At 69.0% G+C, this 26,135-nt stretch carries 20 protein-coding genes and 1 riboswitch; of the genes, 12 read left to right on the top strand and 8 right to left on the bottom strand.

All coding sequences use genetic code 11. From position 1 onward, the window contains the following. Window positions 1-97 precede the first annotated feature (97 nt). From AC6CHL_RS12555 to AC6CHL_RS12545, 3 genes are all read left to right on the top strand, one after another. Window positions 98-598: a GNAT family N-acetyltransferase gene (locus AC6CHL_RS12555; protein ID WP_051599017.1), complete on the top strand. Its 501-nt coding sequence runs from the start codon at window positions 98-100 to the stop codon at window positions 596-598. A gap of 233 nt (window positions 599-831) precedes the next feature. Beyond that, window positions 832-2,508, top strand: coding sequence for an electron transfer flavoprotein-ubiquinone oxidoreductase (locus tag AC6CHL_RS12550; RefSeq protein WP_498294612.1), 1,677 nt, complete (start codon window positions 832-834; stop codon window positions 2,506-2,508). A gap of 89 nt (window positions 2,509-2,597) precedes the next feature. Further along, complete coding sequence (locus AC6CHL_RS12545; protein ID WP_463600143.1) at window positions 2,598-2,984, top strand: c-type cytochrome; 387 nt, start codon at window positions 2,598-2,600, stop codon at window positions 2,982-2,984. Window positions 2,985-2,999: 15 nt separating this feature from the next. On the opposite strand, the gene AC6CHL_RS12540 is transcribed toward AC6CHL_RS12545, so the two are convergent. Continuing rightward, a complete protein-coding gene (locus AC6CHL_RS12540; RefSeq protein WP_498294610.1) occupies window positions 3,000-6,599 on the bottom strand; it encodes an ATP-binding protein in 3,600 nt (1,199 codons plus the stop codon). A 78-nt stretch (window positions 6,600-6,677) separates the two neighbouring features. Here AC6CHL_RS12540 and AC6CHL_RS12535 point away from each other — a divergent pair, with 78 nt between their 5' ends. The 7 genes from AC6CHL_RS12535 (at window position 6,678) to AC6CHL_RS12505 (ending at window position 13,037) form a co-directional block, all read left to right on the top strand. Then, the gene (locus AC6CHL_RS12535) at window positions 6,678-7,316 is read left to right on the top strand and encodes a response regulator (protein WP_448132717.1); all 639 of its coding nucleotides are present in this window, start codon (window positions 6,678-6,680) and stop codon (window positions 7,314-7,316) included. Window positions 7,317-7,480: 164 nt separating this feature from the next. After that, window positions 7,481-7,885, top strand: coding sequence for a glycine zipper 2TM domain-containing protein (locus AC6CHL_RS12530; protein ID WP_038691231.1), 405 nt, complete (start codon window positions 7,481-7,483; stop codon window positions 7,883-7,885). 116 nt (window positions 7,886-8,001) lie between these two features. Further along, window positions 8,002-9,138, top strand: a complete 1,137-nt coding sequence (locus tag AC6CHL_RS12525; protein WP_498294608.1) for a phosphotransferase enzyme family protein — start codon at window positions 8,002-8,004, stop codon at window positions 9,136-9,138. A 39-nt stretch (window positions 9,139-9,177) separates the two neighbouring features. Next, window positions 9,178-9,274, top strand: a riboswitch (TPP riboswitch). Window positions 9,275-9,339: 65 nt separating this feature from the next. Further along, on the top strand, window positions 9,340-11,511 hold the full coding sequence (locus tag AC6CHL_RS12520; RefSeq protein ID WP_498294606.1) for a TonB-dependent siderophore receptor: 2,172 nt from the start codon (window positions 9,340-9,342) through the stop codon (window positions 11,509-11,511). Next, entirely contained in the window at window positions 11,508-12,092 is a 585-nt protein-coding gene (gene pnuC, locus AC6CHL_RS12515) for a nicotinamide riboside transporter PnuC (protein ID WP_181406194.1), read from the top strand. The genes AC6CHL_RS12520 and pnuC overlap by 4 nt, the downstream gene beginning before the upstream one ends. A 55-nt stretch (window positions 12,093-12,147) precedes the next feature. Further along, the gene (locus AC6CHL_RS12510; RefSeq protein WP_498294605.1) at window positions 12,148-12,621 is read left to right on the top strand and encodes a helix-turn-helix transcriptional regulator; all 474 of its coding nucleotides are present in this window, start codon (window positions 12,148-12,150) and stop codon (window positions 12,619-12,621) included. After that, the gene (locus AC6CHL_RS12505; protein ID WP_498294603.1) at window positions 12,618-13,037 is read left to right on the top strand and encodes a VOC family protein; all 420 of its coding nucleotides are present in this window, start codon (window positions 12,618-12,620) and stop codon (window positions 13,035-13,037) included. The genes AC6CHL_RS12510 and AC6CHL_RS12505 overlap by 4 nt, the downstream gene beginning before the upstream one ends. A 19-nt stretch (window positions 13,038-13,056) precedes the next feature. On the opposite strand, the gene AC6CHL_RS12500 is transcribed toward AC6CHL_RS12505, so the two are convergent. From AC6CHL_RS12500 to AC6CHL_RS12475, 6 genes are all read right to left on the bottom strand, one after another. Beyond that, window positions 13,057-15,195 (bottom strand): phosphocholine-specific phospholipase C, encoded by a 2,139-nt coding sequence (locus AC6CHL_RS12500; RefSeq protein ID WP_498294601.1) that lies wholly within the window; start codon window positions 15,193-15,195, stop codon window positions 13,057-13,059. Then, window positions 15,192-17,552 (bottom strand): TonB-dependent receptor, encoded by a 2,361-nt coding sequence (locus AC6CHL_RS12495; RefSeq protein ID WP_498294599.1) that lies wholly within the window; start codon window positions 17,550-17,552, stop codon window positions 15,192-15,194. The genes AC6CHL_RS12500 and AC6CHL_RS12495 overlap by 4 nt, the downstream gene beginning before the upstream one ends. 74 nt (window positions 17,553-17,626) lie before the next feature. After that, complete coding sequence (locus tag AC6CHL_RS12490) at window positions 17,627-18,457, bottom strand: carboxylesterase family protein (protein ID WP_498294597.1); 831 nt, start codon at window positions 18,455-18,457, stop codon at window positions 17,627-17,629. 203 nt (window positions 18,458-18,660) lie between these two features. Then, window positions 18,661-21,738 (bottom strand): efflux RND transporter permease subunit, encoded by a 3,078-nt coding sequence (locus tag AC6CHL_RS12485; RefSeq protein ID WP_447591250.1) that lies wholly within the window; start codon window positions 21,736-21,738, stop codon window positions 18,661-18,663. Next, window positions 21,735-22,835 carry an efflux RND transporter periplasmic adaptor subunit gene (locus tag AC6CHL_RS12480; RefSeq protein ID WP_498294596.1) on the bottom strand — a complete coding sequence of 367 codons (1,101 nt, stop codon included), beginning with the start codon at window positions 22,833-22,835 and terminating at the stop codon, window positions 21,735-21,737. The genes AC6CHL_RS12485 and AC6CHL_RS12480 overlap by 4 nt, the downstream gene beginning before the upstream one ends. A 50-nt stretch (window positions 22,836-22,885) precedes the next feature. After that, a complete protein-coding gene (locus AC6CHL_RS12475) occupies window positions 22,886-23,518 on the bottom strand; it encodes a TetR/AcrR family transcriptional regulator C-terminal domain-containing protein (protein ID WP_320489973.1) in 633 nt (210 codons plus the stop codon). A gap of 161 nt (window positions 23,519-23,679) precedes the next feature. Between AC6CHL_RS12475 and AC6CHL_RS12470 the strand changes: the two genes are divergently transcribed. Beyond that, window positions 23,680-24,744, top strand: coding sequence for a hypothetical protein (locus AC6CHL_RS12470; RefSeq protein WP_498294594.1), 1,065 nt, complete (start codon window positions 23,680-23,682; stop codon window positions 24,742-24,744). Between the two features lie 149 nt (window positions 24,745-24,893). Next, entirely contained in the window at window positions 24,894-25,658 is a 765-nt protein-coding gene (locus tag AC6CHL_RS12465) for an EAL domain-containing protein (RefSeq protein WP_038691260.1), read from the top strand. Window positions 25,659-25,694: 36 nt separating this feature from the next. Here the strand turns inward: AC6CHL_RS12465 and AC6CHL_RS12460 are convergent, their stop codons facing one another. Beyond that, window positions 25,695-26,093 (bottom strand): hypothetical protein, encoded by a 399-nt coding sequence (locus AC6CHL_RS12460; RefSeq protein WP_498294592.1) that lies wholly within the window; start codon window positions 26,091-26,093, stop codon window positions 25,695-25,697. Window positions 26,094-26,135 lie beyond the last annotated feature (42 nt).

The following is a 26,135-nucleotide window of genomic DNA, read 5'->3' as shown; positions in this document are numbered from 1 at the left end:
GATCAAACAGGGGGCCATTGTGGTCGCTGCGCCGCGCCGGGCCAAGGCACGCCGCAGCACGGCCTACACTGTGGCTTCCCTCGTACAGGAGCCGGACATGCGGATCCGCGACGAACACCCCGCCGACCGGGATGCCATCCATGCCCTCACCCGCGCGGCCTTCGCCGACGCCCCGCATAGCAGCGGCACCGAACAGTTCATCGTCGATGCGCTGCGCGATGCCGGCGCGCTGGCGGTGTCGCTGGTGGCCGAAGACGACGATGGCATCGTGGGCCACCTGGCGCTGTCGCCGGTGCAGCTCAGCGACGGCAGCCTGCACTGGTACGGGCTGGGGCCGATCTCGGTGGCACCGGAGAAGCAGGGTCGCGGTATCGGCAGCGCCTTGATGCACGCCGCGATCGAGGCCCTGCAGCAGCGCCAGGCCGCCGGCTGCGTGGTGCTGGGCGATCCGGGCTACTACGGGCGGTTCGGGTTCGAAGCCGACCCGCGCCTGCGCCTGCCGGGCATCCCGGCCGCGTTCTTCCAGGCGCGCCGGTTGCGCGGCGACAGCCCCGATGCCGACGTGCGCTACCACGCCGGCTTCGAAGCCAGCGCGTGAAACCGGGCGACAGCACGCGCGCCGCGCGCGCATCCGCGCATTGATGCAGCGCAACAAAAACACCCGCGAACGGTGTCGCGACGTGGTGCCAACGTCGGCGATCTAGGCGTAAACGCCGCGTCCCGGTACCCTGCTCACCTGATCCAGCCGTTGCGCCGTGTGTCCCGCGCGCGATTCCCAGGCAACCGCCGCCGGCTCCGGCCGACGGTACTACCCAAGAGTTACGCACCCCCATGAGCGAACAGATCCCCGCCCTGCCCCCGCGTGAAGCCATGGAATTCGACGTGGTGATCGTCGGTGCCGGCCCCGCCGGCCTGGCCACCGCGATCCGCCTGCGCCAGCGCGCCATCGAGGCCGGCCGCGAGCTGTCGGTATGCATCCTGGAAAAGGGCTCCGAGCCCGGCGCGCACATCCTGTCCGGCGCCATCATGGACCCGCGCGCGCTCACCGAACTGTTCCCGGACTGGGCCGAGCGCGGCGCACCGCTGAAGCAGAAGGTCACCCGCGACGAGTTCCTGTTCCTGAGTGAAACCGGCGCGCGTGGCACCCCGCACGCGCTGCTGCCCGAGTGCTTCCACAACGACGGCAACTACATCGTCAGCCTGGGCGAGGTCACCCGCTGGCTGGCCCAGCAGGCCGAAGCGCTGGAAGTGTCGATCTTCCCCGGCTTCCCCGCCGCCGAAGTGCTGTACACCGCCGACGGCGCGGTGATGGGCGTGGCCACCGGCGAAATGGGCATCGAAAAGAACGGCCAGCCCGGCCCGAACTTCGAGCGCGGCATGGAACTGCATGCCAAGTACACGATCTTCGCCGAAGGCTCGCGCGGCCACCTCGGCCGCCAGCTGATCGCCCGCTACCAGCTCGATGCCGGCAAGGACCCGCAGGCCTACGGCATCGGCATCAAGGAGCTGTGGCAGATCGACCCGGCCAAGCATGAGCCGGGCCTGGTGGTGCACGCCGCCGGCTGGCCGCTGGACAACGACACCTACGGCGGCGCGTTCCTGTACCACGCCGACGGTGGCAAGGTATCGATCGGCTACGTGGTCGGCCTGGATTACAAGAACCCGTGGCTGAGCCCGTTCGAGGAGTTCCAGCGTTTCAAGACCCACCCGTCCATCCGCACGCACCTCGAAGGCGGCAAGCGCATCGGTTACGGCGCCCGCGCGATCACCGCCGGTGGCCTGATGTCGCTGCCCAAGACCGTGTTCCCCGGTGGCGCGCTGGTGGGCTGCGAAGCCGGCTACCTCAACGTCAGCCGGATCAAGGGCAGCCACGCCGCGATCAAGACCGGCATGCTGGCTGCCGATGCCGCCTTCGATGCGCTGGCGGCCGACCGCCAGCACGACGAACTGAGCGCGTACCCGGCCGCGTTCGACAGCAGCTGGCTGCATGACGAGCTCAAGCAGTCCAAGAACTTCAAACAGTGGTTCAAGAAGGGCCAGACCGTGGCCACGCTGATGACCGGCATCGAGCAGTGGCTGCTGCCCAAGCTGGGCATCCGCAACCCGCCGTGGACGCTGCGCCACAGCACGCCGGACCATGCCTGCCTGGAACCGGCGGACAAGCACACCAGAATCGTCTATCCCAAGCCCGATGGCGTGCTCACCTTCGACCGGCTCAGCTCGGTGTTCCTGAGCAGCACCAACCACGCCGAAGACCAGCCCAGCCACCTCACGCTGAAGGACGCCAGCGTGCCGGTGCAGGTCAACCTGGCCGAATACGCCGGCCCGGAAGCGCGTTACTGCCCCGCCGGCGTGTACGAGTTCGTGGGTGCGCAGGGCAGCGAACAGCTGCAGATCAACGCGCAGAACTGCGTGCACTGCAAGACCTGCGACATCAAGGATCCCACCCAGAACATCGTGTGGGTGACCCCGCAGGGCGGCGGCGGCCCGAACTACACCGGCATGTGATGCCCCCGGTCTGCGGCCTTTGGTCGCAGGCCGCGGCGGCGCGGGCGCTGGCTATCATCTGCGCTCGCCCTTGCCCGACGATCCCGACGATGCCGTTGCTGCGCCTGTGCTGTGTGCTGGTTGCCTGCCTGGGGCTGGCCGCCTGCGCGCGCGCGCCGCAGACGCCCGAACAACAGCACCAGCAGCAGCTGCAGCGCGCGTTCGCGATCTGCGCCGGCTGCCACACCGTCACCCCCGGGGGCGTGCACCGGTTCGGCCCCAACCTGCACGGCGTGATCGGGCGGCGTGCCGGCAGCCTGGGCGACTACCCCTATTCCAACGCCATGCGCCAGGCCGACCTCACCTGGAACGAGACGACCCTGGATGCGTTCCTGCGCGCACCGGCCAGCGTGGTGCCCGGTTCGCGCATGCTCAACGCCACCGCCGATCCGGAGCGACGCAGGCAGGTGATCGAGTACCTGCAACAGGCGCGCTGAGCCGCGCTGCAGCCATCACGTGGCCTGCAGTGACGCCAGATAATCGCGCAATGCCTGTTCGAAGGCCTCGATGTCGGCATGGCAACTCTCCACGCCGGCCGCGTCGATCTGCGCCATCAATGTGCGCGCCTGCTCCACCAGGCCCATGGCACCGAGCGTGCCCAGCCCGCCCGCGATGCGGTGCAGGACTTCTGCGGCCGCCTGGCTGTCGCCGTCGGCGCGCGCGGCCTGGCCGCGCTGCAGGTCGTCCTCGGTGGTGCTGCGCATGCTGTCGATCATCACGCTGGCCACGTGCCCGGAGCCGAAGCGTTGCACGATGGCGGCGCGATTGGGGGCCGCGGCACCGCCCGGGGTGGGCGGCGGTGGCACACCGTCGACCGCGCCGCCGCTGTGGCCGGGCAACCAGCGCACCAGCACCTGGCGCAGCGTGGCCAGCGCCACCGGTTTGGCCAGCAGGTCATCCATGCCCGCCTCGCGGCAGCGCTGCAGGTCTTCGGCCAGGGCGCTGGCGGTGAGTGCGATCACCGGCACCCGTGGCGCGCTCGTTTCCCGCTCGCGTTCGCGCAGCCGCCGGGTCATGGCATAGCCATCCATCACCGGCATGCGGCAATCGGTGATGACCAGATCGAAGTGGGTGTTCGCCAGCAGGTCCAGCGCGGCCTGCCCGTGCGCGGCAACATCGTGGGCCAGGCCCAGCTGCTGCAGCCGCCAGCGCATCAGCGCCTGGTTGGTGGGATGGTCCTCCACCACCAGCACGCGCAACGCCTGCAGCGCCGCCGGGAGGGCGGCCACCCGGTCCGGATCCGACGGCGCGGCATCGCCCGGCTCCAGTGCCGGCACCACCGGCAATGGCAGCCGCACCACCACTTCAGTGCCTTCGCCCGGCGTGCTGTGCAGGTCGAGGTGGCCGCCCATCAATGCCACCAGCCGCTGGCAGATGCTCAGGCCCAGGCCGGTGCCGCCGTACTGCCGCGTGGTGGCGATGTCGGCCTGGGCGAATGGCTTGAACAGGCGTTCGCGCTGCTCGGCGGAAATGCCGATCCCCGTGTCGGCCACGCGCAGGCAGAGCGGCTGCGCCCCGTCGATGTCGACGTCCCTGTCTTCGTCCAGGCCGAGGGTGATGGACACCTCGCCGTGCTCGGTGAACTTGATCGCATTGCTGAGCAGGTTGAACACGATCTGGCGCAGGCGCATGCCGTCGCCCAGGTGCATCGGGGCCACTGCCGGGTCCACGTGCAGCTGCAACGCCAGGCCCTTTGACGAGGCCTGCGGCGACAGCAGCTGCTGCACGTTGTCGAGCAACCTGCGCAACGCCACCGGCTGCAGTTCCAGCGGCAACGCACCGGCTTCGATCCGCGAGTAGTCCAGGATGTCGTCGAGGATATGGCGCAGCATCTGCGCCGAGTCCTCGATCACGGCGATGATGCGCCGCTGCTCGCCGTCCAGCGGCGTGTGCGCCAGCACTTCCACCATCCCCAGCACGCCACTCATCGGCGTGCGTATCTCATGGCTCATGGTGGCCAGGAAGTCCGACTTGGCCGCCGTGGCACGCTCGGCGGCGGCCTTGGCTGCCACCAGTGCATCGGCCTGCGCGCGGGCCTCGGTGACATCCACCCAGTAGCCGCTCCACAGCATGGCACCGTCGTCGACCGCGTAGGGCAGCGCACGCGACCGTATCCAGCGCACCTCCCCGTGCGGGCAGGTGCGGAACTCCATGTCCAGCACGGTGAAATCGCGCACGGCCTGCTCAAGCGTCTGCCGCACGCGCTCCCGGTCGTGCACGTCGATGCGCTCCATCACCAAGCCTTCGTCGGCCATCGCCTCGGCCACGCTGATCCCGAACAGGGCCTCCATGTCACCGGCAATGTAAGGAAACGAGAACTGGCCATCACTGTCGCGCCGCGCCTGGTAGACGGTGGCCGGCAGGTTGTCGGTGACCTCGGCTAGGCGTTGTTCGAGATGCCGTCGCATGGCGACCTCGCGGCGCAGGCGCCAGTGGCCCCACCCATGCACCACGATGGCGGTCAGCAGCACCAGCGACAGCGGCACCGCCCAGCGCGCGATCGCGCGCCAGTCCACGTCGCTGTGGTATTCGGCCGACAGCCAGTCGCCACGGATGGCCTCATGCTCGCGCGGGGTCAGGTTGAGCAGCACCCGGTCGAAGGTGGTGGCCAGCGGCGCGTACTCGCGCTTGACCGCCAGCGACAGGCGGTCGCTGAAGCCGGCCGGTGCGGCAACGTGCAGCTGCGCGGGGTAGCGGTCGCGCACGATGCGGTCGACCATGGCCAGGTTGCCGACGTAGGCATCGGCGTCGCCGTTGGCCAGCCGCTCCAGGGCCTGCTCGGTGCTGCGCGCCGGCACGATGCGCGCCTTGGGCGCGTGCTGCAGGATGTAGCCGCGCAACCGGTCCGGGTCCGAAAGCAGGATGCTGCGCCCGTCCAGGTCGGCCAGGGCCAGTACCGACGGGCTGCCGCTGCCCACCACGATCACGTTGGGCACGGTGATGAAGGGTTGGCTGAACACCCAGCCCTCGCCCAGGTAGGCCGAGTCGTTGGGAATGCCCATGATCGCGTCGACCTCGCCGCGGCGCATCTGCTCGCGCACCTCGAACCAGTCGTGTGCCGGTACGCGCACCAGATGCGCGCCGACCATGCGCAGCTGGCGCAGGTAGTCGCCAGCCACGCCGCTGGGCTGGTCGGCCTGGTCGACGAACGCCAGCGGTGCCGCATTCGGCGCAAAGCCCAGGCGCAGGGGCGTGGACAGCACGCGCTTCTCGGCGTTGCCCAGGATCAGCCGCGACTGGGTGGACCAGTGCAGCGGACCCAGCCAGCGCTGGGCCAATGCGTCGCGTTCGGCGCGGGTCAGCTGCGCCAGCCCGTTGTCCAGCGCCTCGGCCAGCGGCTGCTCGGCGTTGGGGACGCCGAAGTGCAGGCGCTCCGGTGGCAGGTCGCTGGGCCTGAGCAGGGTGATCCGCTCCATCGCGTGCCGCTGGATCAGGGTGCTGGCCACGTGTGCATTGCCGATGTACACGTCGGCCTCGTTGTCGCTGACCATCTTCAACGCGGCCAGCGTATCGGCCGCGGTGATCCGCAGCGCACCGGGAAAACGGGCGCGCACCTGGTCGCGGGTGACGAACTCGCGCTCGGTCACCACGCGCAGGCCGTGCAGGTCCGGATCGGTCGAGGTGCGGGTATCGTCCAGCCGACCCACCACGGCCAACGCCGCCGAGGCGTAGCCGCGGGTGTAGACCATGCAGCGGGTGCGGTCCGGGGTCAGGGTGACGTTCATCACCACATCGACCTCGCCCCGGCAGGCCGCGTCCAGCACCTCCGCCCAGTCGCGGTAGACGCGCACCTCCACGCGGATGCCCAGGCGCTGTGCAAGCAGGCTCAGGTAGTCATAGCCCAGGCCTTCCGGCTTGCCGTCGCGCAGGGACTCGAACGGCGGCCAGCCGCTGTCGTACAGGCCAAGGATGATGGTAGGGTGCCGACCAAGCCATTCACTCTGGCGATGCGAAAGCGTCGGGCCGGTGGCGGGTGCATCGGCCCCTGCGGCCAGCATCGGCACGCAGGCCAGGACGATCAGCAGCAGCCAGCGGACAACCGGAGTACGCATGCAGTCCCATCTCCGTAGAATGATCTCTCGCCCACGGCCTGGCCCGTGCGGCATCCGCCCCGGCAACCATACCAGCCCATGACACTTCGCATCATCATCGCCGACGACCACCCGGTGGTCCGGATCGGCACCAAGGCGGTGATCGAATCCAGCGGCGTGGGCGTGGTGGTGGCCGAGGCCAGCAGCGCCGACGAATTGATGGCCGCGCTGGCCAGCGAGCCCTGCGATGTACTGGTGACAGACTACTCGATGCCCGGCAGCCAGCAGGCTGACGGGTTCACCATGATCGGCATGATCCGGCGCCGCTTTCCCGACCTGCCGGTGCTGATGCTGAGCGTGTCCAACAACCTGGCCATCCTGCGCATGGTGGCCTCCACCGGCGTGCTTGGACTGGTCGACAAGACCTCCTCGATGGAAGAGCTGCCGCTGGCGATCCAGACCGTGCAGCGCGGCCTGCCGTATGTGAGCCGCACGCTGAAGGAACGCATTGACGCAATCGGCACCAACACGGTCGATGACGTCGGTACCAAGCCGCTGTCGCCGCGTGAAATCGAGGTGCTGCGCCTGCTCGGCAGCGGCCAGACCGTGAAGGAGATCGCCCTGCAGCTGCACAAGAGCGTCAGCACGATCAGCCGCCAGAAGGGTGATGCAATGCTCAAGCTCGGCCTCAAGGGCGATGCCGAACTGTTTGACTACCTGCGCGACGGCGAGATCTGACCCCCGCGCCGGACCTTGCTGGACCCTGAGCGGGCACCGGCACTTTCAGCCTCGCTTCATCCGCATTGCCGCTAGATGAATACGCAGACCCACCCGGGCCGCGCGGCAATGTTCCGACAATGTTGGAACCCCAGCGTGGCCTGTACCCGACTGGAGAACCGAACATGCTCAACATTTCCGCACTCAGCCTTCGTGGCCTGGCCGTGGCCCTGGCCCTGACGGTCGGCCTGGCCGCCGTCGGCGACGCCAGCGCGATGTCCCGCAAGGACAAGCGCACCGTGGTAGGCGCGGTGGTGGGCGGCGTGGCCGGCCACCTGCTCTCCAACGGTGATACGGCGGCCACCGTGGGCGGCGCGGTGGCCGGCGGCGCCATCGGCAACCTGACCACCCGCGACAAGCGCGACCACCGGTACGACCGTGGCTACGACAACCGCCGCTATGACGATCGTCGCCATGACCGCCGCTACGGCTATGACCGTGGTTATGACCGTCGCAACGACCGTGGCCGCTGGGAACGCGAGCAGCGCGATCGCCGCAACTGGGACCGCCAGCACGGCCGCGGCTGGTAAGCCCCGCCCCCACCACCGTGCGCAGCGCCTTCAACGGGCGGGTCGATGACCCGCCCGTTGTGCGTTCGGCTACCCTGTCTGCCCCGCACCCCGACGCACGTTGTGCCTGCTCGCCGATGACCCACACCGCCCACCTCGTGCAAGGCCTGGACAACGACGCCGTGGCCGCCGACTGGCCTGCCATCGATGCGCGCGACGTGGCCTGGCTGCGCGGGCGCTACCCGCAGCTGGGCACGGAGGTCGGCGTGGCCTGGCACAGCCCGCGCCCCCTGTCGGCGGCCGCCCTCCTGGAAAGCGGGCGCGGGCGGGTATTCGTCAAACGCCACCACCACAGCGTGCGCGACGCCGCTTCGCTGGGCGAAGAACACCGCTTCATCGCCCACCTTGCGGCCGCCGGCGTACCCGTGGTGCAGGTGCTGCGCGATGCCGACGGTGCGACCGCCCCCGAGCACGACGGCTGGACCTACGAGCTGCACAGCGTGGGCGACGGCCAGGACCTGTACCGCGATGCGCCGTCCTGGACACCGCTGGCCGACCCCGCCGCCGCACGCGAGGCCGGGCGCATGCTGGCCACCCTGCACCAGGCCTCGGCCGGCTACCACGCGCCCCAGCGCAGCACCCACCTGCTGGTGGCACGCGACGACCTGATCCGCGCCGCCGACCCGCTGGCGATGCTGCAGGCCGACCTGGGCCAGCGCCCCGGCCTGGCCGCCTACCTGGCCCGGCAACACTGGCAGGACGACCTGCAGCGCGCGGTGCTGCCCTGGCACGCCGGCCTGGCCGGGCGCCTGCACGCCGAGCCACGGCTGTGGGCCCACAACGACTGGCACGTGTCCAACCTGCTCTGGCGTGCCGACAGCAACGCCCCGCAGGTGCAGACCGTGTTCGACTTCGGCCTGGCCTCGCCCACCAGCGCGCTGTTCGACCTGGCCACCGCGATCGAACGCAATGCCATTGCCTGGCTGGCGCTGGAGCAGCAGACCGATGCGGCGCGCATCGCCATTGCACTGGCCCTGGTCGAAGGCTACCGGCAGGTGCTGCCGGTGTCGGCCGCGCGGGTGCAGCTGCTGGCCGACCTGCTGCCCATCGTGCACCTGGACTTTGCACTGTCCGAAGTGGAGTACTTCAACGGCATCACCGCCTCGCCGGCCAACGCGGATGTGGCCTATCACACCTTCCTGCTGGGCCACGCGCTGTGGTTCAAGGGCCGCCACGGCCAAGCCCTGCTCCAGGCGCTGCACGCCGCCGCCTGAGCCGTGGCGGGCATCGCGGGGCCGTTTGTGGTGAAATGGTCGCCGAAGCGGGGGTGCCTGGACAAAACCAGGCTGAGAGAGTCCCTTGGAACCTGATCCGGTTGATACCGGCGTAGGGAGCTTTGTGCAGTGGGCGCAACGACCGGATGAGTCGGTGCGTGCGCGCCGTCGCTTCGTCTCTTCTGGCTGATGACGAATCGAATGAACCGCTGCTATCGCCCTGCCCTGCTGACCGCCGCCCTGTGCGCCGCCCTGCCGCTGTATGCCAGCGACGCCGCCCCGGACGCGCCCGACCGTTCCCCGACCGAGCTTGCCGCCGTGCGCGTTCAGGCCCGCCAGCCGGTGGCCGACACCGTGCAGACCACCAGTTTCGGCAGTGGCGACTGGAAGGACACCCCGGCCGCGTTGACCGTGCTCGACCGCGACCTGCTCGACAGCCGCCAGGTGCGCAGCCTGTCCGAACTGGCCCGCAGCGACGCCTCGCTCGGCGACAGCTACGCCCCGGTGGGCTACTACCAGAACATCGCCATCCGCGGCTTCCCGCTGGACACCGGCACCGGTTACCGCTTCAACGGCCTGAGCACCACCGGCGAGCAGCGCCTGGCGCTGGAGAACGTGCAGCAGGTGGAAATCCTGAAGGGCGAAGCCGGCCTTGCCGCCGGCGTGATGGCGCCCGGCGGCATCATCAACTACGTCGGCAAGCGCCCGACCGAGGTCCGCAACGTCACCCTGGGCACCGATTCGGAGGGCTCGCGCTACGCCGCGGTGGATGTCGGCCACTGGCTGACCCCGCGCCTGGGCGTGCGCGTGAACGCGGCGTGGGACGGCAGCGAGTCGTATATCGAGCACGCCGAGGGCCGCCGCAATTTCTACTCGCTGGCCACCGACTGGCTGATCAGCGACCGCAGCAAGCTCGAGGTCGATGCCAACTACCAAACCAGCTCGCAGCGCTCGGCCTCCGGCTACCAGCTGCTGGGCGCGCGCGAACTGCCGCGCGGGGTGGACCGCGAGCACATGCTGGGCTACCAGCCGTGGCAGCGGCCGGTGGGCATCGACAGCACCAACATCACCGCACTGCACACCTACCAGTTCAACGCGCAGTGGCAGTCGCGCGTGTCGGCCGGCTACAGCCGGTCGGTGATCGATGACAACGTGGCCTTCGCCTACGGCTGCTACTACGCCGCGCAGTGTGCCGATGGCAGCGTGCCGGGCAACTACTTCGCGCCCAACGGCGACTACGACATCTACGACTACCGCAGCCCCGACGACACCCGCCGCAACCTGGAGGCACGCGCCGAACTGCGCGGCAGCTTCAGCACCGGCCGCGTCGGCCACGAACTCACCGTCGGCGCGGACCGCTTCGAGCGCACCATCGACAAGCGCCGCAACGTCAACGAGTACGTCGGCACGGCCAACATCCACGACGCGCAGGTGCCGGTGTTCGCGCCGTCGCCGCTGCAGCCCGGCCCCTCGGTGCGCCGCCTGGACAGCGCGCAGACGGCCGTGTTCGCGATGGACCGCATGCAGTTCGGCGATGCCTGGCAGTGGCTGGCCGGTGGCCGGTTCGTGCGCCTGGATGAGCGCGCGTTCGACAAGCGCGGCACCCCCGAGCGCCACAGCACGCTGTCGCGCTTCCTGCCGCAGACCGCGCTGGTCTGGAAAGCGACCGAACAGGTGAATGTCTACGCCAGCTACGTGCGCGGCATTTCGCTGGGCCAGGAAGCCCCGTTCTGGACCTCCAACGACGGCGCGTTCCTGGCGCCGGTGCTGTCGCGGCAGACCGAAGTGGGTATCAAGTACGCCGCCGCCGACGCGCTGACACTGGGCGCGGCGCTGTTCCGTACCTCGCAGCCGTTCCAATACGCCAAGCCGGACAGCAGCGACGCCGGCTACACCTTCGTGGCCGAAGGCCAGCAGACCCACACCGGGCTGGAATTGACCGCCAATGGCCGTGTTGCCGACGGCCTGGTGCTCAACGCCAGCGTCAGCGCGCTGCAGGCGCGCGCGCGCAGCAGTGGCACCGCGCTGTATGAAGGCCACCAGCTGGTCAACGTGCCCAAGCTGCGCGCCAGCGTGCATGCCGACTACGCGCTGCCGTTCGCCAGCGGGCTGTCGCTCACCGGCGGCTGGCGCTACGCCTCGGCCAACGCCGCCACGGTGGATGGCAACGTGCGCGCACCGGCCTACCATGTGGTCGACCTGGGCCTGCGCTTCAAGCACGCGCTGGCCGACCATCCGGTGACCTGGAACCTGTCGGTGGACAACGTGTTCGACCGCTTCTACTGGCGCGATACCGGCAGCACCGCCGGCGACTACTACCTGTTCGCCGGTGCGCCGCGCCAGGCCCGGTTGTCGGTGACGTTCGGGCTATGAACGCGGCGATCCTGGAATGGTCGGCGGTAGCCACCAGCATCCTCGGGGTGTGGTTGATGGCGCGCCGGCGCATGCTGGCCTGGCCGGTGGGGCTGGTGGCGGTGGCACTGTATGCGGTGGTGTTCATCGAGGCCAAGCTGTATTCGGACACGCTGCTGCAGGTCGTGTTCGGCGGCTTCCTGCTGTACGGCTGGCTGAGCTGGCGCCGGCACGCGCAGCAGGACGGTGCGATCGTGATCGCGCCGCTGCCGCGCCGGCAGCTGCTGCGCGATCTTGGTCTGGGCGTGGTGTTCGGCATCGCGCTGGGCGCCGCCATGCACACCTGGACCGATGCCGCGCTGCCCTGGCTGGATGCCATGCTCGCCGCGCTGAGCCTGGTGGCGCAGTGGTGGCAGGCACGTCGCCATATCGCCACGTGGTGGCTGTGGATCATCGTCGACGTGGTCTATGTGGGCATGTACCTGGTCAAGTCGCTGGACGTCACCGCCGGGCTGTACCTGGTGTTCGTCGGGCTGGCGGTGATGGGCCTGCGCGCCTGGACGGCAGCAGACGAGGCACCGGGCGCCATGCAGCGCCGCTGACGGCGCCTTGCTGGCGGACGCGCCCGGTCGTAGCATCGCCGGGCGGAGGAAGCCCATGACCCAGAGTCCTGCACTGCTGCGACGCCTGCTGCGGGCCAAGGACCGGATGGACCAGGCACCGCACGAGGCCTGGCCGGTCCGGCGCCTGGCCGAGGTGAGTGCCACCTCCGAGGCCTACTTCGCGCGCCAGTTCCGGCTGGCCTTCGGCCTGCCGCCGCACCGCTACCTGCTGAGCCGCCGCATCGAGCGGGCGGTGGCGCTGTGCCGCGACACCGACCTGCCCATCACCGAGATCGCCTACCAGACCGGTTGGAGCAGTCTGGGCACGTTCGGCCGGGTGTTCCGCGACATCACCGGGCAGTGTCCCGGCGACCTGCGCGATACGGCACCGGCGCAGGCGTCACCGGGCAGCACCCCCGAGTGCATCCTGCGCGCCGCCCGGCGCCCGGACCTCACCACCTCAGTTTCGGAGAAGCGCCAGCGCGAAGGGGCCGGTACAACAGAGCCTCAACCAACGGAGGTTCCATGACACAGGGTATCGAGGTGGTCGGCGTGTACGTGCGCGACCAGGACGAAGCGGTGGCGTTCTACGTCGACGCGCTGGGGTTCAAGATCCACACCGACGTGCGCAATGGCCCGTACCGCTGGCTGACCGTCCAGCACCCGGACCAGCCCGCGTTCCAGCTGGGCCTGTTCGTGCCGGGTCCGCCGGTGCATGACGCCGCCACCGCACAGGCCCTGGCGGCCCTGGTGGCCAAGGGCGCCATGCCGGCCCTGGTGCTGGCCGTGGACGACTGCCGTGCGGCCTACCAGCGGCTGAGCGCGGCCGGTGTCGAATTCACCCAGGCACCGGTGGAGCGCTACGGCACGGTGGATGCCGGTTTCCGCGATCCGTCCGGCAACGGCTGGAAGATGATCGAATCGGCCGCCCGCGGTCCCGCCTGACAGCGCGTCGGCGTAGCCCTCAGTCCAGCAGCAGGCGCATCGGCTCGGTGCCCATGGCCGGGTCGGTGCTGCCCGGCCGGCCGTCTTCCACGCGCCCGGCCAGGCGCTGGGAGGCCCCGGGCTGCTCGACATGCAGGTCGTACCAGCCGCCACTGGCGGCGGCATCCCAGTGCAGTGCGGTGCGCGCACCGGGCGCCAGCTGCAGCTGCCTGTCCGGGGCGGCATCGACATAGGCCCCCGGGCGCACGCTGACCGCCAGCGCCGCCGTGCCGGGGTTGTGCAGCCACAGCTGCAGGCGGTCGCCGTCGCGGTCGATGCGTGCCTGCAGCGGCGCGGCGGTGCCGGGCTGGCCGCGGTAGTGGCGGTGGAAGCCGTTGGGGCCGAGCAGCCACAGGTCGTAGCCGCGCTGCGCATCCATCGCCCAGCGCGCGTGCTGCGGCATGCCCGGGGCCAGCGTGTAACGGCGCGGGATCGCCCCCAGCTGCGTGCGGTCGTAGACGTGCAGTACCGCTGCGGCGCCATCGCAGGCCAGGTCGAGGCGGATGTGGTCGTCGTCCAGCGCGATATCCACCTGCGGGCGATACGGCAGCGCACGTGCCGGGCGCACCCCGGGTTCCTGCCGTGCCGGCTGCAGGCCCTCGGGCAGCACCGGCACGGTACGGCCCGGCAGGGCCGCCGCGCGTGCGGCCACCGCCGCCGTGGCCGGCAGCGAGGCCACGAAGGGCCGCGTGTCGCGCTGCGAGAAATCGAATGCACCGGTGAGGTCGCCACACACCGCGCGGCGCCACGGCGACAGTTCCGGCGCGGCCACGCCGAAGCGGCGTTCGATCAGGCGGATCACCGAGGTGTGGTCGTACACCTGCGAGTCGACCCAGCCGCCACGGCTCCACGGCGAGATCGCATACAGCGGCACCCGCGGGCCCAGACCGTACGGGCGTCCACGCAGGTCCAGCGGATCGGCCGTCTCGTTGCCGGGCGACGGATGCTGGTGGTATTCGCCGTCGGTGGAGACCGACGATGCACCGGCCCAGCCACCGGCCACCGACGCATCGCGCGACGGCGGTGCCGGGGGCGGCATGTGGTCGAAGAAGCCGTCGTTCTCGTCGAACATCAGCACCAGCGCGGTGCGGCTCCACACCGCCGGGTCGGCGGTGAGCGCGTCCAGCACGCGCGCGGTGTAGGCCGCGCCCTGGGCCGGGCTGGAGGGGCCGGGGTGCTCGCTGCCGGCGGCATCGGCAATGATGAAGCTGACCTGCGGCAGCTGCCCCTTCAATACGTCCTCGCGCAGCTGGGCCAGCCCGCGCGTGCTCACCCCACGCGCACGCAGCGCCGCATCATGCCCCGGCGCGCCAAGCCAGGCCTGGCGGAAGGGCGCGAAGCCGGCCAGCGGGTTGTCGGTGAAGTTGTCGGCCATGTCCTGGTAGATCTGCCAGCGCACGCCGGCCTGCTGCAGGCGTTCGACGTAGGTGGTCCAGGTGTACGACGCCGGGTGGCCGCCCAGCTCGGGGAAGTTGTCGTGCGAGTTGGCCACGGCCGGGCCGCCCGCACGGGCGTGCGGGTCGTTGTGGCCGGTCCACAGGAACAGGCGGTTGGGATTGGTGCCGGCCTGCATCGCGCAGTGGTAGGCATCGCACACGGTGAATGCCTCGGCCAGCGCGAACTGGAACGGCATGTCATCGCGGCGGAAGTAGCCCATCGCGTGGTCCTGCTTGGCAGCCGGCCAGTGCGCCATGCGCCCGTGGTCCCAGGCGCGCTGCGCGTCGGGCCAGGTGTGCGGGGTGCCTTCCACGCGCATCAGGCCGAACTGCGCGGCGGTATCCAGCGCGAACGGCGTGATGCCGCGCGTGCCGGCGGCATTGGGCTGCAACCACAGCGTGCGCGGCGGCTGCCCGGGCGCCAGCGGTGGGGCCGGCGCGACGAAGCGGTCGCCGAACCCGCGCACACCGGGCAACGTGCCGAAGTAGTGATCGAACGACCGGTTCTCCTGCATGAACACCACGATGTGCTGCACGTCCTCCAGGCTGCCGCTGCGTGCATGCGGGGCGATGGCCGCCGCCCGCGCGATGCTGGGCAGCAGCGCGGCCACACCCGCCCCCAGGCCGCCCTGCAGCAGGCGGCGGCGTACCGGGTCGGCAAGCGGTGGCCGCGCTGGACTCACAGGTCGACCCGCACCGAGAACCCGACGGTGCGCGGCGCGCCGATGAAGGCCGAATTGCTGCCGTCCACGCCGGCAAGATACTTGCGGTCGGTGAGGTTGCTCACCACCAGGCTGGCGCCCACGCCCTCGAGCCGGGGCGACAGGCTCTGCAGGTCGAAACCGATGTTGGCATTGAACACCGTGGCCGACGGCAGCTTGGCGGTATTGGACGCATCCAGGTAGCGTTCGCCCAGGTAGCGCCCGGAAATGCCGGCGTTCCAGCTGTCGCCCTGCCAATCGGCCGACACCACCAGCACGTGCTTGGGTTGGCCGATCACCTGGGCACCGTCGACGATGCCCAGCTCGGTATCGCGCGCGGCGTTGCCGCTGCCCAGGTACTTGGAGCGGTTGTAGGTGTAGGCCCCATTGAGGCGCCAGCCGTTGTCCCAGCCATAACCGAGCGCCGCTTCCAGACCGGTGCTTTCCACGCCACCAAAGTTCTCGTAGACACCATCGGTCTCGTCCAGATAGTCGATACCGTCGGCCAGCCGTGCGGGCAGGTAGACGATGCGGTTGTCGAATTTGATGTTGTACAGGGTCAACGAGCCGGTCAAGGGCCAGCGGCTCACGCGCAGGCCCAGCTCGATGTTGTCGGCGGTCTCCGGTTCAACCCGGGCGAAGCGCTGCGCATCGGTTTCACCGAGCACGCCGGAGGGAATGGCGGCGAAGTTCTGCGAGTAGCCGCCAAACAGCTCCAGGCCGTCGACCGGCAACGTCCAGGTGGCACCGGCCGACAGCAGCGGGTCGGACTTGGAATCCGACCGCACGCTCTCGGCATTGCCGATCACGCGGTTGCGCTTCTGGTCCACGAAGAACTGCTTGACGCCCACGCGCGCACTGAACGGACCGAAGCGCGCCACGTCTTCCACGTAGTACATCTGCTCGCTGGTCTTGTAGCGGTCTTCGAACTGCACCCAGTACGGCTGGTGGTCGAAGCCGATGTCGGTGCCCACGTTGAGCAGGCGGTGCCAGTCGCGGCGCACGCTGCGGTCGTACTGCTCCACCCACACGCCACCGCGCACGGTGTTGTCCACGCTGCCCAGCGTCTGCGTCCATTCCACGTCGGCGGTGGCACCGGCGCGGTCGTTGTCGTAGTGCGAATGGCGGTAGGACTGCACGCCCTGCACGCCGGCGGCGTAGCAGTTGGGGTCGTACTCGGCACTGAAACCGGCACGCGGTACGCAGCCGGCGCGCATCTGCGCGGCGCTGCCATCGGGATTGACGAAGTAGAACTGGCCCAGCGCGCTGCCGCCATACACGGTGCTGCCGCCCAGGTACTCCGACTCGGGCCGGCCGGCGCCATCGTTGCGCGCCTGCACCAGGTACGGCGGCAGCCAGTCGCCGCGGCCTTCCATTCTGTGCGCGTAGCCGGTCAGCGTGGCCTTGAAGCCGTTGCCGCTGTCGAATGCCCCGCGCAGGTAGCCGAAGGTGTTTTCACGCAGCGCGCGCGAGCCGGAGCGGAAGTTCTGGTCCAGGTAGGGAATGCCGGTGAGCGTGCCGGTGAGGCCGTCGCGGTCGGGGTTGGTCGCAAACGCGGCCGGGGTGACGCTGGTGTACTCCGGTTCGTCAGCGTCGTTGTAGGAGGCGTAGCCACTGAGCGTCCAGCGGTCCAGCTCGGTCACGAACTTCGCGGCCAGGTTGTCATTGCTGACATGGCCGGTGCCGTCGATCCAGTCATTCACGCGCGCCGAGGACGCGCTCACCCAGGCGCGGGTATGCCCACCGAGCAGGCCGGTGTCGTAGCGCACGTAATACTTGCGCGCGTCGTGGTCGCCACCCCCAACCACCATGCGCAGCCGCTGTTCGGCCAGCGGGTCGCTGGTGAGGAAGTTCAGGGTGCCGCCCAGCGCCTCGTTGGACCGCGAGGAAATATCGGCGGTGCCCTGGCTCACCTCGACGGTCTCCAGATCCAGGGTGTCGATGTAGCGGTTGGCCAGCGAGCCGCCACCGTAGCCGGAACCGCCGTTGGGCAGGCCGTCGATGGTGGTGCCGATCTGCTGCGTGTCGCGGTTGGTCACAAAGCCGCGCATGCTGATCTGTGTGCCCCATACCGACGAGCCGGTGGCATCGGCTTCGCTCACCACCACGCCCGGCAGTTCATTGAGCGCGTTGTTGACGCTGCTGATGACCTGCTGGCGGTTGAGGGTTTCCTGGCTCACCGTGGTCTTGGCGTAGCTGGTGGCCTGGCCGATCACCTGCACCTGATCCAGCGTGCGTGCGTCGTCGGCAGGTGCAGGTTCGGCGGCCATGGCCTGGACGGCAGCGGTGAGCAACACAGCAAGCAGGGAAACACGGGGGGCGTGGCCGGAAGCGCGCATGGGTCGACGGGGTAGTGGAGGACCGGCGGAGTATTGGTGCCCGCAGTGACTTCCCCATGACATTGCGCTTGCAGTTAGCGCGGCGGCATTTGTTTCTGTTGGAACAACCAGTCGCGCCACCACGTGCCCGGCACGATGTCGGCGGGCGGTTGATGGGCCAGGCCGCGGTACTCGCGCAGCACGGCCTGACCACCGCGCGCGTGCAGCGTACGTACGAAACGCCGATCAGCCGTGATCGGATTCTCCTCGTCCGTATCGCCGTGCATCGCCAGCACCGGCAGGTGGGTGTAGGCCGATGCTGCAGTGTTGGGCGGGGCGATACCGGCGATGGGCACGATGGCCGCGAACTGGCCCGGTGCCAGTGTCGGCGACAGCCACGCCGCCGAGCCGCCCATCGAGAATCCCACGGCGTAGATGCGCGAGGTGTCGACCCGATGCGTTGCCGCAACGTGCCGCACCAACGCCAGGGCCGCGTGCAGTGCCGGTGCCGCCGTGGCGGCCTGGTCGGGGGCGGCAGGACCGTAGTTCGCGCTGCGCCCGGCGAACTGCGGCACCAGAACGTACGCGGGGTAGCGTTCGCGCGTGGCAGGCATCGCCCAGCTTCTGGCAAGGCGATCCAGCTGCGCGGCGTTGTCGGTACCGATGCCACCGGAGCCGTGGAACTGCAGCACCAGGGGATACCGCTGACCCGCGCGCACGTGGCGCGGCGGCAGGATCCGGTACGGCAGCACCGTGCCGTCGGCGGCAGTGAAGCTGCCGCGTGCGAACAATTCGGCATCCACCGTGGCCACGGCATCGGCCGCCAGTGGGCCAACGCCCGTCACCGGTGCATTCGTCGCCGATGCAGGCGCGCTGGTCGCGAACACCAGACACATCAGCAGGGCAACGGGGGTACGCAGAGGCATGGCGGGCAACCGGTCAGAACGTGCAGGCAGTGTATCGGCGCGGCAGGGGCGGGCGCGCTGCGCCCGCCACGGTATTTCCGCATGCCACCTATGCATTGTGCTCATACCACCGCCGCCGCCGGTTGGCCGCGTTTACTCGCCTGGGCTGCATCGGCATGAACGGGGTGATCGAAGCGGACCGCGCAGCCACCCATGGGGTGGCTCTACTCCGTGTGCCCGGCCACCGCATGCGATGAGCGACGACGGAACTTGCGCGACAGCCATTCGCCCAGGTCATCCATCACCGTGAACGCGGCCGGGATCACGATCAGGCTGAGCAGCGTGGAGGTGATCAGGCCGCCGATCACCGCAATGGCCATCGGGGCGCGGAAGCTCGAATCGCCGGCGAAGCCCAGCGCGATCGGCATCATGCCGGCGCCCATCGCCAGGGTGGTCATGATGATCGGCTGGGCGCGCTTGCGGCACGCATCGATCAGCGCATCGTGCTGGCTCATGCCGTGTTCGTCTTCAGCGATCACCGCGTAGTCGACCAGCAGGATCGAGTTCTTGGTGGCGATGCCGATCAGCATCAACAAGCCGATCAGCGCCGGCAGCGACAGCATGTTCTGGGTGATCAGCAGCGCGCCGAATGCACCACCGGCACACAGCGGCACCGCCGCCAGGATGGTGACCGGCATCAGCGCATGGTTGAACAGCAGCAACAGCACCATGTAGATGCAGATCAACCCGGCGGCCATCGCCAGCATGAAGCCGATGAACAGTTCGACGAACACCTCGGCATCGCCGGTGTTGAGGAAACTCACCCCCGGCGGCAGCTGCTTCACGCTGGGCAGCGCCTGCACCTCGGTCATCACCTCGCCCAGCGGGCGGCCGTTGAGTTCGGCGGTGAGGGTGACGTTGCGCTGGCGCTGGTACCGCGAGATCTGCGACGGGCCGCTGCCCTGCTGGATGTCGGCCACGGCCGCCAACGGCACCGGGCCGTTGCGGCCGGGCACGCGCAGCTGCCCGATCAACGCCGGGTTGGCCAGCGTGGCCTCGGCAAAGCCCACCCGGATCGGCACCTGGCGATCGGGCAGGTTGAGCTTGGCCAGGCGCTGTTCGTAGTCGCCGGCGGTGGCGATGCGCGCCGCTTCGGCGATGTCGGCCGTGGCCACGCCAAGGTCGGCCGCACGCGCCGCGTTGGGCACGATCTGCACTTCCGGGCGCAGCAGCGAGGCGGTGGAGGTGACGCTGCCCAGCCCCTGGATGCCGCGCAGGTCGCGTTCCAGTGCGGTGGATGCGTCCTGCAGGCGCTGCGGATCATCGCCGGACAGCACCAGCTGCAGCAGGTTGCCCGGCTCGGAGCTGACGTAGCTCACGCGTACGCCGGGCAGGTTGGCCAGGCGTGCACGCGCGTCGCGTTCCAGCACGCGCTGGTCACGGTCGCGGGTGTCGGTGGTGCCCCAGTCGAGCACCAGCGTGGCCTTGCGTGCCTCGCCCACACCGGTCGCGCTGGGGTCGCCGAGGTCGAGCACGCTGCCCACGGCGGTGTACACCTGCTTCAGCTCGGGCATGTCCTTGAGCAGCGCGCGCGCCTGTTCGGCCACGGCCACGGTGTCCTGCAGGCGCGTGCCCGGCGGCAGTTCCAGGCTCAGGTTGCTGCGGCCCAGGTCGGACTGCGGAATGAAGGTGGCCGGGATGAACGGCACCAGCGCCAGCGAGGCCACGAACAGCCCGGTGGCCAGCCACAGCGTGCGGCCGCGATGGCGCAGGGCAGCGTCCACCCAACCCAGGTACCAGACCATCAACCTGGAATCGGGCTTCTCTTCGCCGTGCGGCTTGAGCAGGTAGGCGGCCATCATCGGGGTGAGCAGGCGCGCCACCAGCAGCGAGAACAGCACGGCGGTGGCCGCGGTCCAGCCGAACTCGCGGAAGAACTTGCCGGCGATGCCGGGCATGAACGCCACCGGCACGAACACCGCCGCCAGGGTGAGCGAGGTGGCGATCACCGCGTTGCCGATCTCGCCGGCAGCCTCGCGCGCCGCTTCCAGCGGGGGCTTGCCCATGCGCAAATGGCGCACGATGTTCTCGATCTCCACGATCGCATCGTCCACCAGGATGCCGACCACCACCGACAACGCCAGCAGCGTGATCATGTTGAGGGTGAAGCCGAAGAAGTACATCACCGCGAAGGTGGGGATGATCGACAGCGGCAACGCCAGCGCGGCCACCCAGGTGGCGCGCCAGTCGCGCAGGAACAACCACACCACCAGCAGCGCCAGCAGCGCGCCTTCGTAGAGCATGGTCATCGACGAATCGTAGGACCGGTGGGTCTCGTCGATGGCGGTGGTGACCAGGCGGAAATCGATGCCGGGATGGGCGGCCTTGATGGTGTCGAGCGCGGCGTGCACGCCCGCCTCCACCTTCACTTCGCTGGAGCCGCGTGTGCGCGACATCGAGAACGCCACCACCTCGCCGCCATCGAGCAGCGCCGCTTCGGTGGGATCGGCGGCGGCATCGGTAACCGTGGCCAGCGTGGACAGGCGCACCGCGCGGCCGTCCGGCAGCGCGATGGAGTAATCGCGCAGGGCCTGCGCGTTACCCACTGTGCCCAGCGTACGGATGGTCTGCTGCGCGCCTTCGATCTCGGCCTTGCCGCCGGCACGCTCCACCTGGATGCGGGCCAGCTGCTGTGAGACGTCGCCGGCGGTGATGCCCATGGCGATCAACGCATTGGGGTCCAGGTCCACCCGCACCTGGCGCTGCACACCGCCCACGCGGGTCACCCGGGCCACGCCCGGTACGCCGTACATGGCGCGCGAGACGTCGCGGTCGACGAACCAGCTGGCCTCGTCGGGGGTCATGTGCGGGGCCACCAGGGCGTAGGTCATCAGCGAGCCGCCGATGTCCACCTTGGAGATCACCGGTTCCTGGATGTCCTGCGGCAGGTCGGTGCGGATGCGGGTGACCGCATCGCGCGTGTCGTCCAGCGCGGTGGCCAGGTCGGCCTCGAGCTGGAATTCGATGGTGGTGGTGCTGACGCCTTCGCTGACCGAGGAGATCACGCGCTTGACGTTGTTGACCGTGGCCACCGAGTCCTCGACCTTGCGGGTGACTTCCGCTTCCAGCTGGCTGGGCGACGCACCGGGCTGGGTGACGGTGACAGTGGTCATCGGGAAGGCGATGTCCGGGAAGCGCGCCACCGGCAGCTGATAGAAGCCCCACAGGCCGGCCACGCACAGCACGAAGAAGATCAGCAGTGCGGGCAATGGGCGCTTGATTGCCCAGGCGGAGATGTTCATCGGGCGGCGGCCTTGGTGTTGGTCACCACGCGCACGCGGTCGCCCTCGCCCAGGAAGCCGGCGCCGTCCACCACCACGCGATCACCGGCCTTGAGGCCTTCCAGGATCGCGGTGTGGCCTTTGACGGCCTGGCCGGTGCGCACGCGGTGGCGGGTGGCCTGCTGCTTGTCGTTCACGCTGAAGACGTAGCTGTGGCCATCGCGCTGCACGATCGCCGCGGTCGGAATGGTGAGCACCTGGCCGTCGCCGGTGACGATGCGGCCTTCCACGTAGATGCCCGGCTTGAGCGGCTCCGGCGTGGGCAGGTCGGCGTACAGCGTGCCGGTGCGGGTCTGTGCATCCACCCCGGGGCTCACGGCACGGATGCGGCCGCGTACCACCTGGCCGGCATAGGGCAGTTCCACGGTGTTGCCCACCACCACGTCCGCCAGCTGGTTCTCCGGCAGTTCGGCGCGCCACTCCAGGCGGCCATCGCGGATCAGCCGCAGCAGCTCGGTACCGGCCGAGACCACCTGGCCGGGCTGCACCAGGCGCTTGGAGATCAGCCCGTCGGCCGGCGCGCGCAGGTCGGCGAAGTCGCGCCGCAGCTGGGCGGCATCGCGGGACGCGCGCGCGGTGGCGGTCTGCGCCTCCGCATTGATGCGGGCAGCGCGCAGTTCGTCCAGGCTGCTGGCGCTGATCAACTGCTGCGCCGCCAGTTTCTCGCTGCGCTGGTAGTTCAGGCGCGCCAGCTCCTGCGAGGCCTGCGCCTGGCGCAGCGACGCGTCGGCCTGGGCCAGTTCACTGTCCAGGGTGCGGTGGTCCAACTGCAGCAGCACTTGGCCCTTCTTGACCCACTGGCCCACGTCCACCGGCAACGCGGTGACGCGCTGGCCGCTGATTTCCACGCCCAGCTGCATCTCTTCGTAGGCGCTGACCGGTCCGGACACCAGCACCGTGCGCGCCATGCTCTGCTGCTGGGCGGTGGCCAGCGACACCGGCAACGCCGAGGTCTCGGCGGTGGCCTCGGCCGACGGGGTGTCATCCTTGCCGCCACAGGCGCTGAGCAGCGCGGCAACCAGGATCAGGGAAGAGCAGCGAAGAATTCGGTCACGCATCGGTGGGGCTTCCGTGTCGGAGCAGCGGGAACAGCGGGGAGTTAGCGGGATCAGGGGGTAGCAGCCAGGCGCAGTGCGATGCCGTCCAGCATCAGCCCCAGACCCTGTTCGAAGCGCGCGTCGAAATCGACCTCGCTCCACACCTCGCGGGCAGACCAGCAATGCGGGAAACGTTGCTCGGCCAATGCCATGAACGTCTCACCGAGCGCTTCCATGCTGCCGTCGCCGGGCCAGGACTGCTCTTCAATCACAAAGCCCATCGTGTAGTACACCAGGTCCATCGCGGTGGTCGCGGCGAAGCGCGCCGGCAACCCGGCGCCGACCAGTGCGGCCAGGCTGGCCTCGCCCACCCGCAGCACGTTCTCGGTGGCCAGGAAGGTGCCGGCATAGACCCGTGCGCCGTCGCGTCGGGCCTTGAACGCCAGGCGGAACTCGCGCGCGATCTGCAGCAGGGTCTGCCGCCAGGGCTGGCCGGCGGGGATGTCACGGGCGACGTCGCAGATCATCGCGTCGGCCATGGCGTCGATCAGCGCCTGCTTGCTCTTGAAGTGCCAGTACAGCGACGGCGCTCGGATGCCCAGCGAGCAGGCCACTTTGCGCAGCGTGATGCCTTCCAGGCCGGCTTCATCGAGGATCCGGAAAGCGGCCTCGACGATGTTCTCGCGGGCAATGGGTTGGCGCACGAAGGGACCTGGACTAACGCTGTTAGGGGGCGAATCTAACAGTGTTAGGGAGTGCCCCGCAAGGCCCTCGCCCCCCGCGCCGACTCAAGTTTTTCGCCAGGGTGCCGATGGAGCGGCGCAGATGGCGCATGAGGCGCCTGAATATTCATGGAGATATACCGATGACCCTTCGCGTTGCCGCGTTCGTTCTTTGCCTGGCCCTTTCAGCGACCGCGCTGGCCGATTCCGCGCCGGTCGTGGCCGCGCCTGACGCAGCGGGGCCCGCCCCATCGTCGGCCACGGCACTGCAGCAACAGGCACGGGTGCGCCTGTTTGGCAGCAACCTGGTGCGGCTGTCGTTGCGCGCCAATGCCCTTGAGCAGGGCGGCAAGGCCGAGATGGTCAGCGTGGAGGGCAGGAGCGCTGGTAGCGTCACGCCGATCGGCGCCCTGTTTTCGATGGCGCGCAAGAACGACAACGTGACCATCGGCATGCCGGCCTCATTCGCCACCCGCACCTTGAACGAGAACACCCGCTTCGGTGCCAAGCCGTTCTACCACGAGGTCGCGGTGGACCCTGGCCAACACGTGACGATCTCGGCCAATTTCGAGGGCCCCAACCGACGCTGCATTCCGGTGGCCGCCGCTGGTCAGTCGCGCGATGCGCTGCGCTACATCGGTGGCCCCTCGGTGTCCTTCACGGCCGAACCGGGTACGGACTATGAAGTGTCCTTCGGCACCGACGGTCAAGGCTGCGGCATCACGGCCCGTCAGCTGCTGGCCGACGGCAGCGCCACCCCACTGCGCGGCGAACGGCAGCGGCAGCGCTCGCCGCAGACCAGCAAGGTGGACGGTGCGCACCTGTACACGTTCCTGTTCCGGCCCGGCAGCGTGTACTACCGGGTGACCGGCGAGTCCGCCAACCTGGAACTGCAGTCCGACGCCGCCGCCCACGCCGATGCGTTCGAAGGTGCGATGCGCGAGATCGCCACGCGCCCGGGCACGCAGATGTGCATCGTCGCCCCGGGGTTCGACTACACCAGCCCGTTGTTCGACCGGCTCAAACGCGTCCTCGACGAGCAGGCCAAGGACTTCCCGGCCATCGTCGAACCGATCGACAGCATGCGCACTGCGCAACAGACCGAAGAGCACGTGCCGACCACGTTCATGGCCGCGGCGGAGTATTGCCAGGTGGCTGCGCTGGTGGCGTTCCTGCGCAAGGAGCCGGGTGCGGCGGAGGCGCTGTAGCCTCGGGAGACCGCTTCCGGCCAGAAGCGAAGGGTACTGCCCGGGTGCCCGTTGGCGGCCATTGGCCGCGGCGGCGCAGGCGACGTCCACATGGCCGTGATGGGCGTCGACTATTCTGGTTTCCTCCATCCGAACACGGGATCAGGCGCATGCCTTCCACCAATATGCGTGCTGGCTGTGCCCTATGCCGCGATGCCGAGCCGCTGCAGTTCGACTTCAGTTACGCATTCCAGCCCATCGTCGATGTGCATGCGCGCGAGGTGTTCGCGCATGAAGCGCTGGTACGCGGTCCGGCCGGCGAGCCCGCGAGCTGGGTGCTGTCACGTGTCACGGCGGATAACCGCTATTCGTTCGATCAGGCCTGCCGTGAGAAGGCGATCCGGATCGCTGCATCGTTGGATCTGCGATCCCATCTCTCCATCAATTTTCTGCCCAATGCGATCTACCGGCCCGAGGTGTGCATACGCTCCACGCTTCAGGCAGCGGAACGGTATGGCTTTCCTGTTGAGCGGATCATCTTTGAGACCGTCGAGGGAGAGCAGGTCAGCGATGGAAAGTGGTTGGCGGAGATCCTGAGCGAGTACAAACGCATCGGCTTCAAGACGGCCATTGATGATTTCGGCGCCGGTTTCGCCGGCCTGAATCTGCTGGCCGACTTCCAGCCGGACATGGTCAAGCTGGACATGGCGTTGATCCGCGGAATCGACCACAGCCCGCCGCGTCGCGCGATCGTGGCCGGCGTGGTGTCCATGTGTGAGCAACTGTCTATTGGCGTAATTGCCGAAGGCATAGAGACCCGCGATGAAGCGCACTGCCTGTCCGATCTCGGCATCCGCCTGATGCAAGGCTATTGGTTCGGCCGGCCGCAGTTCGAGAGCGCTGCATGCGAGGCGGACATACCCTGGGCGATATGAGAGGCGCGCTCGCGTTCGGCCAGAAGCGGTCGTTGCTCAAAGATCCGCAGCGTCTTCGTCGAGCGCGCAATCCTTCATATCCTCAATCACCCGCGCCTTGACGAACTCGAACACGTCTACGTAGGCGTCGCAGACGATGTTCCATGTCCTGGGCGATGGCTGGCTGCTGTCGGCAAAAACCGGATGGAAGTACACAACCCGATCTGTGATGCGGCCATCAACAATCAATAGACCCGCGAAGTCGTCGCGATCTTGCCGGGCAGCAAAAACAAAGACCTCTTCGCCGCTTACGTCCTCGCGCTGGAAAGCGCGCGAAGCGAATGCAAAATCAGAGGCGTCGGACAAAAAATGCCATGGCGTGAACCGGGTCAGTCCCTGACTTAGAAACCAACGAAGGGCGTTTGGCCATGCCGGATCGATCTTGCTGGGTTCCATGAATTTACAAGTCCATGCATGCGTTCTGGATCGGAAGCGGAC

The organism is Stenotrophomonas sp. GQ19, assembly GCF_059758695.1.
This window is presented reverse-complemented; position numbering and strand designations above follow the sequence as displayed.